The organism is Stenotrophomonas sp. HMWF023 (genome assembly GCF_003060985.1).
Classification (GTDB): domain Bacteria; phylum Pseudomonadota; class Gammaproteobacteria; order Xanthomonadales; family Xanthomonadaceae; genus Stenotrophomonas; species Stenotrophomonas lactitubi.
The window spans coordinates 1-14468 of sequence record NZ_QAIJ01000014.1 but is presented as its reverse complement, the minus strand read 5'-3'; the positions used below and the strand labels follow the sequence as shown (position 1 = coordinate 14468).

The window sequence follows — 14468 nt, the reverse complement described above, 5'->3', positions numbered from 1 at the left end:
CCCACCCGAATGTTCGTCTTTGGTCGGGTACCTCAGGAAGGATGGTTCCATCACGACCTGCCGGACTTCCAGGTCATGTCCACGCTATTCATCCCAGCAGAAGACAACAGTGGCCCGCGGCGGGTGCTTGCGCTGGACTACTGGGGACAGCTGGAAGACTACACCCGCGCTGGCGCCACGATTGAGCGCATTAAGGCGGATACAGGCGGCCTGACCCGCATTCGGCAGCTGGGTGAAGATCTGTTCTGCTGCGGTGTGCACGGAATGATCTATCACCGCAACGAGGCTGGGTGGAAGCAACTTCCCACTCACTTCCCCGCACCCGAGCGCAGGAGTCTCGAGGACGATCTTGATTCGATGGACTTCGAAACTTGGCTCTTGTATTGCGGCCACATATTCGAACTTGACGGTGCTGCCGCACTACCCACTGATCCGGCGAAGCGTGAGGCCGAGCTGCGCCGGAAGTTCGACGAAACGCGCAACCAGATTGCTGAGGGCCGCAAGGACCCTGCGTACAGGGAGTTGCTCGCCAGTTTTGACGTGGCCAGCGTGAACGACCTCTGCGGAACCGGCTTAACAGACCTCTACGCAATCGGGTCTGATGGCCTGATTGCGCATTGGGATGGCTTGAACTGGACACTACCCGAGCAAGTCACCACTGCGGAGCTGTTTCATGCATGTAGAACTGACCAGGGTCGCCTCTTCTTCGTCGGCATGGAAGGCGCCATCGTTACCGGCAACATCTCTACTGGATTTGAGTGCCTACGCCATGACGTAAGCGAGGACATCAACTTCAACTCGGCCTGTCAACATGGGCAACAGATCTACATCGGCACTGAATATGCAGGCCTGTATGTCTACAGCCTCGAAACCGGGGTAGTTGAACCCTTACTGGAAGGCATCCCCGAAGAACTGAGAAATGCGACGATCGTTGACGTCAGTTCCGCCGGCAGCGTGCTGTGGGTGCTGACGCCCTGGGACCTGATGCGATTTGATGGCGCTGCGTGGCAGGTCATTGTTCACCCGGACAACGGATGAGCCAGCCGAAAGCGTGCCAACCAAGGTTGGCACCTACCAGAGCGGGTCAGGTCGGATCGCGGTAGCGCCTGGACATACCCAGCGGATCAGGATCGGTAGTGCCGGCCGCTGGCCGGCAGATCAGAAACGTGTCAACCAAGGTTGACACCCACCGGAGCAGGTAGCGCCCCGGAGCAGGTAGCGCCGGGCCGGGCCCGGCGTCACGCATCAGTTGCCGATGACGTCGGTACCCGCCGGCGGGGTGAAGCGGAAGGTGTTGGCGGCGAAGCTGGGGTTGCGCTTCCAGCCGCTGAAGCTGATCACGGTACGCTGGCCCACCGCATCGGTGATCTCCATCTTCGCCAGGCCCTGCGCATTGAAGCCCAGCGCGGCGTACTGGAAGCTGGCTTCGGTATCGCGCTTCGGCGACAGCGACAGCCACTGCAGGCCATCACGGGTGGCAGCCTCTTCGCTGACGTCGTACTGCTGCTCCAGCAGCGCCGGATTGATCAGTGCGGTCAGCGGGCTGTTCTGCTCTTCCTTGCCCTGCTCGCGCACGGTCGCCTGTTCCAGGTCCGGCTCGAACATCCAGACCTTCTTGCCGTCGGCCACGATCAGCTGTTCATGCGGGCGCACGTATTCCCAGCGGAACAGGCGCGGCGCCGACAAGGCAACGCGGCCGCTGGTGGATTCCTTGACCTTGCCGCGGCTGTCGAACACCTGCTGGCTGAACTGCCCATCCAGGCCCTTCAGGCCGGTGGTGAAGGTCTTCAGGTCATCACGGGCGCCGGCCCAGGCGCTGCCGGCGGCGGCGCAGGCCACGGCCAGGGTGGTGGTGGCAAGGAAACGACGGAGGCGAAGGTTCATGCGAAAATCCTGTGGGCGCGCGGCCAGGAAAGTTAGGTGCCAGTGTGCCCGGCAAAAGATGAATGGGCGATCAGGACGTCATTATGACGCCCTGATCGCTGATCGGCGATTCAGCCGCCAGCGCCGGGCAGCTTGCCGTACAGCACCTGGCCACGGAAGCCGCGGCGCACCTCGCGGAACAGCGCGCGGAACGCGGCATAGTCCTGCGGCTGGCAGAGCGCCTCGGCGCCGCGCACCGCATTCTGCTGCAGGCGGTGATGCACGGTCACTTCCTGGCCCTGCCGGCTCCAGTCGACCCGGTACTCGCCGGCCGCATTGGCAAACCGCTGGCTGCCCGGAATCGCGATGATCGGGGCATTGGCCGGGAACTGCAGGCGATAGGTTTCTTCGCGCCGGCTGGCATTGCAGTAGAACGGCGTCTCGTTGTCCGGTGCCGAGGCGCTCGCGTACAGCCCGCGCACCGATTCGCCACCCGGCGGATCGGGTACGGCCATGCCGCCGGCCACGTCGAAGTCCACGTAATCCTCGGCCTGGAACGCCATGCGATAACCGAACGGCCGGGTCAGGTCGACCGGCACACCCTGCAGCTGCAGCTGGCCGCGGCCATCGAAACCGGACGCGGCCATGATCGATTCTTCAGCGCGCGCGCGGTTCTGTGCATTGAGTTGGGCGAACTGCGCGCGCATGCCGATCTCGGCGTTGTCGCTCAGCTGCGGCACCGTCTCGCCACGCAGATTGCCCTGCGCGTCAAAGGTGAAGCGCACGTCCATCACCGTCGCGTTGCGCTGCGGGTCGTTGGCAGGCGTGCGCGCCAGGGTGGCATCGCGGGTGTGCAGCACCGGCGCGCCGAGGTCGCCATCGGGCAGTTGGCCGAAGCGCGCCCAGGCACTGGTCGAGTCCAGGTAAAGATCGAACTCGGGCACATAGGTGATGGCGTGGTTGAAGCGACCCAGCAGCGGAATCTTCGGTAGCGTCGGCCCACCGCCGGCACCGATCAGCACCGGCGAACTGGTGATGCCCTTGGCCGCCAGCAGCGCCTCAAGGATGGTTACGTGGTCCTTGCAGTCGCCGTAGTGGTTGTCGAGGATGCTCTGCGCGCTGTTCGGCTCCAGGCCGCCATTGCCCAGGTACACCGCCACGTAGCGGATGTTCTGCGCGACCCAGCGGTACAGCGCATCGGCCTGCGCGCGACGGTCGCTGACGCCATCGGTGACTTCGTCTGCCAGCGCCTGGATCTCCGGCGTGACCTGCGCGGCCGGCCCCGCCTTCAGTTGATAGGCGCGGCCCATCTGCGCCCAATCGCGGTAGGTGCTGGCCATGATGTTCGGCCCGAACTCCCACACCGCCGCCGACCAGTTCTGCGCCTGCATCGGCTCGCGGCGCTGGTAGCGCCAGCGCCACGTCGCCTGGCCGTTCTTCACCACCGGCCGATCGCTGCCCTGCACGCCGCGGCTGTCCACATGCATCGGCAGGTTGGCTGGCGCGCTCAGGGTCACCTCGGCATCGTCGTACTGGGTGAAGACGTTGAAGGTTTCCCACAGGCCGAAGTAGCCCGGGAAGTACGGCGTCAGCTGGGTGCGCCGCACCTGGTAGAACAGCCGCGTACCCGGCGCCAGGTTGGGGAATACGATCACCCGCACCTTGCGGTCGGCATACATCGCGGCCGAGGCACTGGAATAGCTTTCCTGGGTATAGATGCGGTCGGCCGGCACCTCGCGGCGCTGGCCGTCGGCAGTCAGTGTGTAGGCGTTGACCACATCCAGCGTTTCCATCTTCTCGCTGTAGCTCAACCGCACCTGGCTGAACTGCTCCACCGCTGCCTTGGTCTTGAGCAGGATTTCGTAGGTTTCAGTCTGTACGTTGCCGGCATCGGCGCGCACCTGGTAGTCGGCGCGATAGCGGACAAAGCTGAAGTTGTTGCTGGCCTCGGCATCGCTGCCGGTGGACGGCGGCGCGACCGCGGGTACGGCTGTCGCGGCAGCATCAGCCAGCGCCGGGCCGGCTGCCAGCAGGCAGGCCAGCGCCAGCGCGCAGGAAACGGGTTGAAGCATGCGTCGGTTCCTTGGACGTCGGGAATGCGGCAGGGTTACTTCGGCGGCGGCGGTGCCAGCACCGTGCGGTCGCCGTTGTGCTCGGGCGAACTGACCACACCGGCCGCTTCCATGGCCTCGATCAGTCGCGCCGCTCGGTTGTAGCCGATCTTCAGGCGACGCTGCACGCCGGAAATTGAAGCGCGACGGGTCTCGGTGACCACGCGCAGTGCTTCGTCGTACAGCGGGTCGGACTCATCGCCGCCGCCGGAACTGGTCTCCGGCAGGCCGGTCGCACCGACCACCACGCCATCGCCCATCGTCTGCACTTCGTCCAGCACGCCGTCGACATAGTCGGCCGGGCCCATTGCCTTGAGGTGCTCGACCACGCGATGCACTTCTTCATCGGACACGAAGGCGCCGTGCACACGCTCGGGCATCGCCGTGCCGGGCGGCAGGTACAGCATGTCGCCGTGACCGAGCAGTGTCTCCGCGCCTGACTGGTCGAGGATGGTGCGCGAATCGATCTTCGAGCTGACCTGGAAGGCGATGCGGGTGGGAATGTTGGCCTTGATCAGACCGGTGATGACATCCACAGACGGGCGCTGGGTGGCCAGGATCAGGTGGATGCCGGCCGCACGTGCCTTCTGTGCGAGGCGCGCGATCAGCTCTTCGACCTTCTTGCCGACGATCATCATCATGTCGGCGAATTCGTCGATGAAGATGACGATGAACGGCAGCGTCTCCAGCGGCCGCGGTGCCTCGCCCAGCTCCGGGTTCGGCTTGAACAGCGGGTCCATCATCGGCTGACCGGCGTCCTGCGCGTCCTTCACCTTCTTGTTGAAGCCGGCCAGGTTGCGCACGCCCACCGCGCTCATCAGCTTGTAGCGGCGCTCCATCTCGGCCACGCACCAGCGCAGGCCATTGGCGGCTTCCTTCATGTCGGTGACCACCGGCGCCAGCAGATGCGGGATGCCCTGGTAGACGCTCAGTTCGAGCATCTTCGGATCGATCATCAGCATCCGCAGGTCTTTCGGCGACGCCTTGAACAGCAGGCTCAGTACCATCGCGTTGACCGCCACCGACTTGCCCGAGCCGGTGGTACCGGCCACCAGCAGATGCGGCATGCGCGCCAGGTCGGCCACGGTCGAGCGACCGGCGATGTCCTTGCCCAGCGCGAGGGTCAGCGCGCTGGCCGACTTGTCGTATTCCTTCGAGCGCAGCAGCTCGGACAGGTAGATCATCTCGCGGGTGACGTTGGGGATTTCCAGGCCGATCACCGACTTGCCCGGGATCACATCGACCACACGCACCGACTTGACCGACAGGCCGCGGGCGATGTCCTTGTCCAGCGAACTGATCTGGCTGACCTTGATGCCCGGCGCCGGCTCGATCTCGAAGCGGGTGATGACCGGGCCGGGGTTGGCGCCGACCACCTGTGCATCGATGCGGAAGTCCTTGAGCTTGAACTCGATCTGCCGCGACAGCGCATCGAGGGTTTCTTTGTCATAGCCGACGGGCTGCGGCTTGGGATCATCCAGCAGGGCCAATGGCGGCAGGTCCGAGCCATCGCCATTGACGCCCCGGAACATCGGGATCTGGTTGTCGCGCTTTGCCCGATCACTCTTTTCGATCACCGGCTCGGGGCGCGGCTCGATCTTCACCGGCTCACGCTTGGCGCGCACTTCGGCATCGGCCTTGCGCACTTCCTGGCGTTCCTCGCGCAGCACGCGGGTCTGCTGCCACTCGGTGGCCTGCTCCTTCTTGCGCTCCAGCAACGGCGCCAGCGACATCACGCCGCGACCGATCTTCTCCATCACCACGAACCAGGACAGGCCTGTGGCCAAGGTGATCGAGGCCAGCAGCAGCACCAGCACGAACAGGTTCGCCCCCAGCGCGCCGAAGCCCACGCTGAGCGAATTGCCGACCAGCTTGCCGAGAATGCCGCCGGCATGGGACACGTCGCCACTGAACAGGCGCACGTGCAGGAAGCCGGTGCCTGCAATCAGGAAGCCGACCAGGCCGACCAGCCGCAACGCGGGGTCCAGGTCGTTCTCGCCCTTGCTCTCGCGCTTGAGGCCGAACATTGCGATCCAGGCCAGCGCGCCCAGCACCACCGGCAGCAGGAAGGCGATATAGCCGAACAGCTGCAGCAGCACGTCGGCGATCCACGCACCCGCGCGGCCGCCCATGTTGTGTACCGGCGCGACCACGCTGCCGGTGTGCGACCAGCCCGGGTCCGTCGCTGAATAGGTGAAGAGGCTGGCAGCCAGATACAGCAGCGCCGGCGCGATGGCGATCAGACCCAGGTCGCGCCACAGGCGCTGACGGCGTGGATTGTCGGTCGTGGCCGCTGCCGCCGAGCGACGCGATGCCTTTTTGTCGTCGGACTTGGAGCGTTCGGGGACCTGCTTCGCCACCTTAGACCATACCTTTGGAATGCGCTGTTAGTGTTTGATAATAAACGAGACGGCGTCAGTTTTCAGTTATCCGTTGCCGCACAAGCGGGGACAGGGCCCGAAACCACCCGTGGATGGCGCTGTTCTGTTCATCGGCTTGAATCACCCTGCCCCAGCCGCCACTCTATGACCAGCCAAGGATGCTGTGCAAACATCGCCGCGCCTTGTCCCATCTACCTTTTCGCGAGTCTACATGAGCACCAGCCTGCCCTCCCGCCACCAGCGTCTTGTCATCCTCGGTTCCGGCCCGGCCGGTTGGACCGCTGCCGTCTACGCTGCCCGCGCCAACCTGAAGCCGGTCGTCATCACCGGCCTGCAGCAGGGTGGCCAGCTGATGACCACCACCGAAGTGGACAACTGGCCGGGTGACGCCCATGGCCTGATGGGCCCGGACCTGATGGCGCGCATGCAGGCCCACGCCGAGCGCTTCGAGACCGAGGTCATCTTCGACCACATCCACACCGCGGACCTGTCGCAGCGCCCGTTCAAGCTGATCGGCGACAGCCATGAGTACACCTGTGACGCCCTGATCATCTCCACCGGCGCGACCGCCAAGTACCTGGGCATTCCGACCGAGGATGAGTTCAAGGGTCGCGGCGTGTCCGCCTGCGCCACCTGCGACGGCTTCTTCTACCGTGACCAGGACGTGGTCGTGGTCGGCGGCGGCAACACCGCCGTGGAAGAAGCACTGTACCTGTCCAACATCGCCCGCAAGGTCTACCTGGTCCACCGCCGCGACACCCTGAAGGCGGAAAAGATCATGCAGGACAAGCTGTTCGCCAAGGTTGAAGCCGGCAAGATCGAAACCGTCTGGCACCACCAAGTGGAGGAAGTGCTGGGCAACGAGGCCGGCGTGACCGGCGTGCGCGTGAAGTCGACCCTGGACGGCAGCACCCGCGACATCGATGCGCACGGCTTCTTCGTGGCCATCGGCCACCACCCGAACACCCAGCTGTTCGACGGCCAGCTGACCATGAACAACGGTTACCTGGAAATCCGTTCGGGCCTGGGCGGCAACGCCACCCAGACCTCGGTGGAAGGTGTGTTCGCCGCCGGCGACGTGGCCGACCAGCACTACCGCCAGGCGATCACCTCGGCCGGCTTCGGCTGCATGGCCGCACTGGATGCAGAGCGTTACCTGGATGCACAGGGCAAGGCCAGCTGAGGCTTGCTTCTGTAGCGTCAAGGCAGAGTTGACTCGAAGCGGGCGCGAAAGCGCCCGCTTCAAAGCACTCAACCTGCCGTCGCGGGCTCCACACCGGCATGGATGATCGGAGCCCCACTCAATCCGCGCGACGTTCGGATGCACTGAACGACGTGACGCACAGGCGGCGATTCCACGCCATCGGCGTCCACGACCCGCGTATCCCACAGAATTGGCGCACTCCCGGCGTTCTCGCACCGCAGGGTAATCTGGCTGGGTTTGTCGTCGGGGGCAGTGATGTGAACCTTTCCGTCGCTGCAGGTCCATCCGGGCGGACAGCCCACGTTCGTGGTGACCAGTTCGATGGGGTACTGCGGATAGCCCTCGAAGGCGACATCCACCTGCTGTGAGCTTCCCTGAGGCAACTGGATTCCCTGTATGGGCTCGGCTTTCAACGGAACGCAGCCCTTACCTTCGCGGAAGAGTCGGTAGCCCTTCTCGACTCCTTTCATGGAGGCAGTACGGAACACCGGGTCCTGGAGGGCGGCGGCGTCTGTGGCATTTGTGTGAAAAGCCACCTCGACCACTACGGACGGCATGGTTGCGAAGCTGTTCTCGCCATGCCCTGCGGCGACACCACTTCGGGGAACAGGAAAGTCAGCGTAACCTTCCTGCGCGGTGATGAGCTCCCGCATGTAGCACAACGTCAGATCGGCGAGCTCTCGATCCGCTGGCTTGCTCGAATGGTAGAAGACCCTTGACCCACGGGCGACGCCTGGGACATCCGCATTGGTGTGAATGCTGAGCATCCCTGCCACGCCGAGATGATTGGCGTAGTACGGTCGAGCACGGATGTCATCTGACACCTCCCTATTGCTCGCAGTACTGTTCGCAAAGTGGTTCCAGATATCTGTCCGATCCGGAAGAAGATCCTTGAGATGGTAACGAGCTGACATCTCGTACCACGGACGCATTGAATCCGTGTGCGCACCGCGCCCGCCGCGACGCGCACGATGCACGGTCACACCCCCGCGATCCTCCAGCAGCCGTTGCAGTTCGTCCGCATATCCGGGCGTAATCAGATCCTCCTGCACACCATTGCGTACGGGCCGCTGGAATTCCCACTCCATTCCGGGGTGCACTCTCAGCAGCCCGTGACTGGCCGAGACGAGAACCTGGCCCCCTGCCTGTCTGGCAGAGCCTTGCTGTTGCGCACTGATGCCGCGAGGAAAGTGTTCCCAGTAGGGCCTTCCCTCGTAAAGAATGACCGTTTCAACTTCACCTACGCCGGCCTGCATCGTGTAGGCCTCCAAAGTGTTCCTGATGTACTGCTCCAGCTCCTCGAGCGAATGATCGTCCTGCGACGGCAGGATTCCAGCCCCGAAGCTGATGACGAGCTTCCGTTGCTGGATATCAACCGAGGCACCTACTGAGATGCCCGTGGATCTGGACTTGCGCAGCTGGTGGTCATCCAGGATCTTCTGTGCCTGCCGCGTCAATAGAAGATCCAACGCCACATCTGTCTCAGCCGCGGGCGGTAAAGGCTGAGTGAGCGCCTGCGGACACTGCAAGTTGCAGGCAATGATCGACGCCAATCCAATGCGGCGGAACGCGCGCATGAAGTTCATATCAGTTCCTTTGAAAGGTTGGGGAGTGCGCCACGCGTGTCGCACGGGCCAACACTGCCAATCACTCAAAAGGGATGTAATGCCAAGCGTTTCAGATCCGCGAATTCACAATTTCCCTCAGGCCCATCGCGCCGACCAATGCCGCAACAAGCCAATCCTCGCCAGCCTCAAACAGTTCCCCGAGAATTTTGAGAAAGGCAAGTAGTCCATTGGCGAACACTGAACTGCATCGGCCGTGCCCTCCCCCTGCAGTCAGCGTTGCCGGGTGAGCAAAGGCCGACGCCAATGCGCCGGCCTTGGCGTTTTCAGTGCCACGTTCGGAATGGGATTGACACTTTTTCCCTAGAAGACGGGCGATTAGGCACGCACACAGGACTGAGTGAACTCCACCGGTGCCGCAGCGACACTGTCTGCATCGCGCATCAGGACCTTCCAGCGCACTGTTCCCGGTCGCGTGGACGAGCAGCTCACTTCAAACTTCACAGGCGCATCGGGATCTTCGAAGCGGCCCTTCCATGGCGTGCAGACTCCAGGCGGGCGGCAATCTGCCACCGCAACTTCAATTCCCAATGGGTATTGGGGGTTCCCCAGGAAGCTCACGTTCACATCGCGCGAAGTCTGGAGCGGAACTTCGATGTCGGAAATTGGCTGCAGTGCGAACTGCCCGCAGGACTTTCCGGTAGCCCACAAGCGATAACCCTTCTCAACACCCTTCATGGCAGCAGACCGGAAGACGGGATCCTGCAGTGCGGCAACATCCTCCGGATTGGAGTGATAGGCAGTCTCGACGATCACCGAGGGCATCTTTCCAATGCGGTTTTCGCCATGCGCACCCGCGATCGAGCTTTCGCGAATTGGGAAGTCCTCGTAACCAGGCTGCGCCCGGATGACCTCCCGCATCGCACACAGGACGCTGTCCGCCAAGGGCTTATCCTGCGGCTTTTCCCGGTGATAGTAGACCTCGGCACCACGCACACTGGCTGAATCGCTGCTATTGGTGTGCAGGCTCAGCATCACGTCCACCCCCAGATGATTGGCGTAGTTGGGGCGAGCCCTTATGTCCTCGTCCTTTTCGCGAGCAGACTCTGGGCTGTTCGGATATTCATTCCACATGTCGGTGCGCTCGGGAAAAAGCGCCTTTAGATGGTAGCGCGATGACATGTGCTCCCATGGCTTTCCGGACTCCGGATGGAGTTCCGTGGAGCGACTCCGTGCCCGGTGTACCGTCAAGCCGCTACGCTGTTCGATCAACCCTTGCAGTTCGTCGCCATATGCTGGGCTCAGCGTGTCCTCCTGGACGCCGAGAGGCGCCGGTCGCTGGAATTTCCACTCTTTGCTTGGATGGAGGCTGATGTAGCCATGACTTGCCGAGATCAGAGCTGAGGTGTGCGCGGACTTCGCCCGTACCTGCGGCGGAACGGCCAGATCCTCGGGGTAATACTCCTCAAGGGCTTTCCCGTCAAAGAGGAAATCAATGTCGTTCACATCCAGCCCCGACTTTTCAGCGTAGAACCTCAATGTGGACGCCATCGGAATCAGGAAGAGCTCGTCATAACTACCTTCGGGCCCGGGAAGGTATCCAGGACCGAAGCTGATCTTCATTGATCTTGCCTTCATATCAAGTCGGATGCTCACGCTAACTTGTCGCAGCTCACCCCTCTCCTGCAAATGACGCGTCAGCTGGCTCGCGGCTTCACGTTCCAGCAGCGCGATCACCTCCGCGTACACACCCAGATCCTCAACCACTTTCGTTGACTGAGTTTCAGAAGCAAACACAGGTGACGCAAAGAACAAGCCACACGCGATCACAGTAGACACGAGCTTCAATTCCTTCATCGTTGATTTCTCCATGTGGTGGGATACACGCCGCTCATGCAGCGCCCCTCCACCCTGCCCAGCCGTGCGCCAGCGATTCCGCACCAGGCGCACACCGATGGACATTTCAAACTTCCCTCATCCCCGACCAGAACAAACCAACCCAGCCCCGCCAACACCGTTCGCGATCGTCCTGCCCTATCCTTTCCCCCATGCCCACCGCCCGCTTCCTCGACTCCCTGCAGTCCATTCCCGCCACCGACTGGGATGCCCTGCACGATGGCCGCAACCCGTTCGTCAGCCACGCCTTCCTGTCCGGCCTGGAGACCTACGGCTGCCTGCGCGAGGACTGGGGCTGGCAACCGCAGCACTTCACCCTGTGGGACGGCGACATCCTGGTCGGCGCCGCTCCCGGCTACCTGAAGACCAACTCGCATGGCGAGTTCGTGTTCGACCACGCCTGGGCCAATGCCTACGCGCGCCACGGACGCGATTACTACCCGAAGTGGCTCGGCGCGGTGCCTTACTCGCCGGTGACCGGCCCGCGACTGCTGGCCCGTGCGGAATCGCAGCGCACTGCCCTGCTGACGGCCTTGCGCGAACAGATGCCCGCACTCGACGTGTCGTCGGCACACATCAATTTCCACACGGCAGCTGACGAAACAGCCTTCGGCGACGACTGGCTGCTGCGCGAGGACATCCAGTTCCAGTGGCAGAACCCGGGCGACTGGAGCACGTTCGAGCAGTTCCTCGACGCCATGAACCACAAGCACCGCAAGAACATCCGCCAGGAGCGGGCCAAGGTCACCCGCCAGGGCATCAGCTTCCGGGTAGTGCATGGCGACGAAGCCAGCCGCGCCGATCTGCAGGCGATGTACCGCTTCTACCTGCAGACGTTCCTGGAATACGGCAACGCGCCAGCACTGACCGAGGCGTTCCTGCGCCATCTGGCGATTTCACTGGGCCGCGGGCTGGTGCTTTTCCTGGCCGAACAGGACGGCGAACCCATTGCCGGTGCGCTGTGCCTGCGCGGTGGCGACACGCTGTACGGCCGCTATTGGGGCGGCGCTACCCTGCCCGGCCTGCACTTCGAGGCCTGCTACTACCAGGGCATCGAATACTGCCTGCGCGAGGGGATAGCCCGTTTCGAGCCCGGCGCGCAGGGTGAGCACAAGCTGGCGCGCGGTTTCCTGCCGACCATCGTGCGAAGCCGGCACTGGGTGGCCGATGCGGAGTTCGCCGAGGCGCTGCGCGACTGGTGCCGGCAGGAGCGGCGCGATGTGCGGCGCTACCAGCAGGAGCTGCAGGGGCACAGCCCGTTCCGCGTGGAGCCGTAGCGCCGGGCTGGCTCGAGAAGATCAGTGCGCACCTACGCACCCACCGAGGCAGTTCCGGAAAGAACAGTACGTGCGAGGCGTGCCAACCAAGGTTGGCAACTACCAGAGCAATTCAGGACGCTGCGCTCAGGTGCACTGCCAGAAATGCCCGCTCACCCGGCACTTTCCGCACCAGAAGCTGTAGAGCATGCCGCCACTCCCCCACAGCAACATGCCTTCATTGGTGGTCGGCAACGTTGAGTCGAGCTGCATCACGAAAGGCATCTGCTCGCCGCAGTCGATGCACGCCGGGTAGTGCGCGCTCTGCACCCAGCTGGGCGCGCCACCCAGTCGTGACAGATTCTGCCGATGATTGGACTGGCCCCAGTCCTGCTGCTGCCAGCGAGGGCTGTCCATTGCGGCAAGACCGACCTTGCTCTGCATCAGGTCACCGCTGTCGGTGGGATTGATCGGCACTTCGCAGTGCTGGCTGGGGTGGCAGATTGGCACGCCTTCCGCATCGTGGCGATAGAAGCGCACGGGCGGATCTTCCCAGCCGCAGCAGTCCAGGCACAGGCCCAGGGTGATCGAGCCGGCCGCCCCGTCCACCAGTGCCGCAGCGTCGGTCTGCAGCAGGCGTTGCAGCGGTGCATGACAGCTGCCACACACGGCGTCGAGCGGGCCGCCCATGTGCCCCACATGGCGCACCTGACCACCGTTCCAGGTGGGATGCAGCCGCCAGATCCGCTTGCGCCAGCCCGGCTCTTCGGCCACCTGTGCACGATGTTGCTTGCTTCCGAAACGCAGGTGCAGCGGTTGCTGGCCATGCAGACGGCGCAGCCGTGGGCCATCGGCCAGGCCTGCCCAGTGCGCCCAGACCTGCGCATCCAGATCGCTCCAGTCGGCCAGATAGCCACGGGCGGCGGCATGGGTTTCCGGCTGGGCGGCCAACAGCAGTGCCTTGGCGCGTTCCAGTTCGCGATCGTCGTCGGCCTCGGTCAACCGATGCGCCCAGCGCGCCGCGAGCGGCGGCGGCAGCGCCTGCCAGAGCTGTGGGGCCAGTTGGATGTCATCCTCGATGGCGACCTCCAGCAGCGCCTCCCAGTCGCCCTGCAGCGTGTGCGGCGCCTGGTAGCTGGCAAACTCCAGCACGCTGGTCAGCAGTTCACCGCGCTCGCCGTCACGATAGCGCCGCCAGGCATCGGCACAGACCGGCGCGACAGCTTCATCCGGCAGCAGATCCAGCGCCGTATCGAGGAAGGTGGAGCTGGGCGAGCGGCGTTCCAGCGCCTGCAACAGCAGCGCGCCAAGCCGGGGGCGGTCTTCGCTGGCCAGGGTCAACAGCATTGCCTGGCTGTCATTGCGTGTGCGCGGCGCATCGTGCGCATCGAGGATGGCGCTGATCGGGTCGCTCATGCGGGGCTCCTTGCCGTTAGTACGTGATGGTGCCAGACATCGCGTATCGCCACGACGAATACAATGCCGGCATGACCCGTCAGCTGCCCTGGCGCCTGGCCGACGCGCCGGATGCCCCCTTCCCGCCAGCCGAGACTGCCCTGCGCCAACCCGATGGGCTGCTGGCCGTGGGCGGTGACCTGCACCCGCTGCGCCTGCTCAACGCCTATGCCGGCGGCATCTTCCCGTGGTTCAGCGAGGGCGAGCCGATCCTGTGGTGGTCGCCGGACCCGCGCATGGTGTTCCGCACCGATGGCGTGCACCTGGGCAGCAGGTTCCGCCGGCAGCTGCGCGGCAGCACCTGGGAAGTGACCGCCGACACTGCCTTCAGCCAAGTGATGCGTGCCTGCGCCAGCGCCCCCCGTCCCGGCCAGGACGGCACCTGGATCAGCCCGGCGATGGTGGATGCCTACAGCCAGCTGCACGACCTGGGTTTCGCGCATTCCTTTGAGGTGTGGGACCAGCAGACGCTTGTCGGCGGCATCTATGGCGTGGCCATCGGCGCGATGTTCTTCGGCGAAAGCATGTTCAGCGGCACCAGCGGCGGTTCCAAGGTGGCGCTGGCTGCACTGGCGCAGACGCTGCGTGGCTGGGGCTGGCCACTGATCGATGCGCAGGTGGAGAACCCGCATCTGCTGCGCATGGGGGCGGAGCACCTGCCGCGCGTCCCGTTTCTGGAAGAGGTCCGCAGTGCGGTACAGGCGCCGGGCCGGGAAGGTGCCTGTACCGCACTGCGG

The 14468-nt window shown here is 64.0% G+C and carries 10 protein-coding genes; 4 read left to right on the top strand and 6 right to left on the bottom strand.

Annotated features, from left to right (window positions below):
• A partial coding sequence (locus tag DBR20_RS00375; RefSeq protein ID WP_108264785.1) for a hypothetical protein occupies nucleotides 1-1038 on the top strand: 1038 nt, incomplete at its 5' end.
• Nucleotides 1039-1245: 207 nt separating this feature from the next.
• Here the strand turns inward: DBR20_RS00375 and lolA are convergent.
• The 3 genes from lolA to DBR20_RS00360 form a co-directional block, all read right to left on the bottom strand.
• Nucleotides 1246-1884, bottom strand: coding sequence for an outer membrane lipoprotein chaperone LolA (lolA, locus tag DBR20_RS00370; protein ID WP_089241098.1), 639 nt, complete (start codon nucleotides 1882-1884; stop codon nucleotides 1246-1248).
• Nucleotides 1885-1994: 110 nt separating this feature from the next.
• On the bottom strand, nucleotides 1995-3935 hold the full coding sequence (locus tag DBR20_RS00365) for a DUF3857 domain-containing protein (protein WP_108264782.1): 1941 nt from the start codon (nucleotides 3933-3935) through the stop codon (nucleotides 1995-1997).
• A 35-nt stretch (nucleotides 3936-3970) separates the two neighbouring features.
• On the bottom strand, nucleotides 3971-6334 hold the full coding sequence (locus DBR20_RS00360) for a DNA translocase FtsK (protein ID WP_108264781.1): 2364 nt from the start codon (nucleotides 6332-6334) through the stop codon (nucleotides 3971-3973).
• Nucleotides 6335-6566: 232 nt separating this feature from the next.
• Here DBR20_RS00360 and trxB point away from each other — a divergent pair, with 232 nt between their 5' ends.
• Nucleotides 6567-7538 (top strand): thioredoxin-disulfide reductase, encoded by a 972-nt coding sequence (trxB, locus tag DBR20_RS00355; protein WP_025877237.1) that lies wholly within the window; start codon nucleotides 6567-6569, stop codon nucleotides 7536-7538.
• Nucleotides 7539-7606: 68 nt separating this feature from the next.
• On the opposite strand, the gene DBR20_RS00350 is transcribed toward trxB, so the two are convergent.
• Together DBR20_RS00350 and DBR20_RS00345 are read right to left on the bottom strand one after the other, a co-directional pair.
• Nucleotides 7607-9145: an N-acetylmuramoyl-L-alanine amidase gene (locus DBR20_RS00350; RefSeq protein ID WP_229979726.1), complete on the bottom strand. Its 1539-nt coding sequence runs from the start codon at nucleotides 9143-9145 to the stop codon at nucleotides 7607-7609.
• Between the two features lie 357 nt (nucleotides 9146-9502).
• Nucleotides 9503-11086, bottom strand: coding sequence for an N-acetylmuramoyl-L-alanine amidase (locus DBR20_RS00345; protein ID WP_108264780.1), 1584 nt, complete (start codon nucleotides 11084-11086; stop codon nucleotides 9503-9505).
• An 86-nt stretch (nucleotides 11087-11172) separates the two neighbouring features.
• On the opposite strand from DBR20_RS00345, the gene DBR20_RS00340 reads away from it, so the two are divergent.
• Entirely contained in the window at nucleotides 11173-12297 is a 1125-nt protein-coding gene (locus tag DBR20_RS00340) for a GNAT family N-acetyltransferase (protein ID WP_108264779.1), read from the top strand.
• Nucleotides 12298-12423: 126 nt separating this feature from the next.
• Here DBR20_RS00340 and DBR20_RS00335 read toward each other — a convergent pair whose 3' ends face one another.
• Complete coding sequence (locus DBR20_RS00335) at nucleotides 12424-13692, bottom strand: hypothetical protein (RefSeq protein WP_108264778.1); 1269 nt, start codon at nucleotides 13690-13692, stop codon at nucleotides 12424-12426.
• Between the two features lie 71 nt (nucleotides 13693-13763).
• Between DBR20_RS00335 and aat the strand changes: the two genes are divergently transcribed.
• The coding region (gene aat, locus DBR20_RS00330) for a leucyl/phenylalanyl-tRNA--protein transferase (RefSeq protein ID WP_108264783.1) at nucleotides 13764-14468 on the top strand (705 nt) is incomplete at its 3' end.

Bases quoted from the DNA above. Each gene is read 5' to 3' on its own strand.
- lolA (WP_089241098.1), bottom strand. From the start codon at position 1,884: ATGAACCTTCGCCTCCGTCGTTTCCTTGCCACCACCACCCTGGCCGTG.
- DBR20_RS00365 (WP_108264782.1), bottom strand. From the start codon at position 3,935: ATGCTTCAACCCGTTTCCTGCGCGCTGGCGCTGGCCTGCCTGCTGGCA.
- trxB (WP_025877237.1), top strand. From the start codon at position 6,567: ATGAGCACCAGCCTGCCCTCCCGCCACCAGCGTCTTGTCATCCTCGGT.
- DBR20_RS00350 (WP_229979726.1), bottom strand. From the start codon at position 9,145: ATGAACTTCATGCGCGCGTTCCGCCGCATTGGATTGGCGTCGATCATT.
- DBR20_RS00345 (WP_108264780.1), bottom strand. From the start codon at position 11,086: ATGTCCATCGGTGTGCGCCTGGTGCGGAATCGCTGGCGCACGGCTGGG.
- DBR20_RS00340 (WP_108264779.1), top strand. From the start codon at position 11,173: ATGCCCACCGCCCGCTTCCTCGACTCCCTGCAGTCCATTCCCGCCACC.
- DBR20_RS00335 (WP_108264778.1), bottom strand. From the start codon at position 13,692: ATGAGCGACCCGATCAGCGCCATCCTCGATGCGCACGATGCGCCGCGC.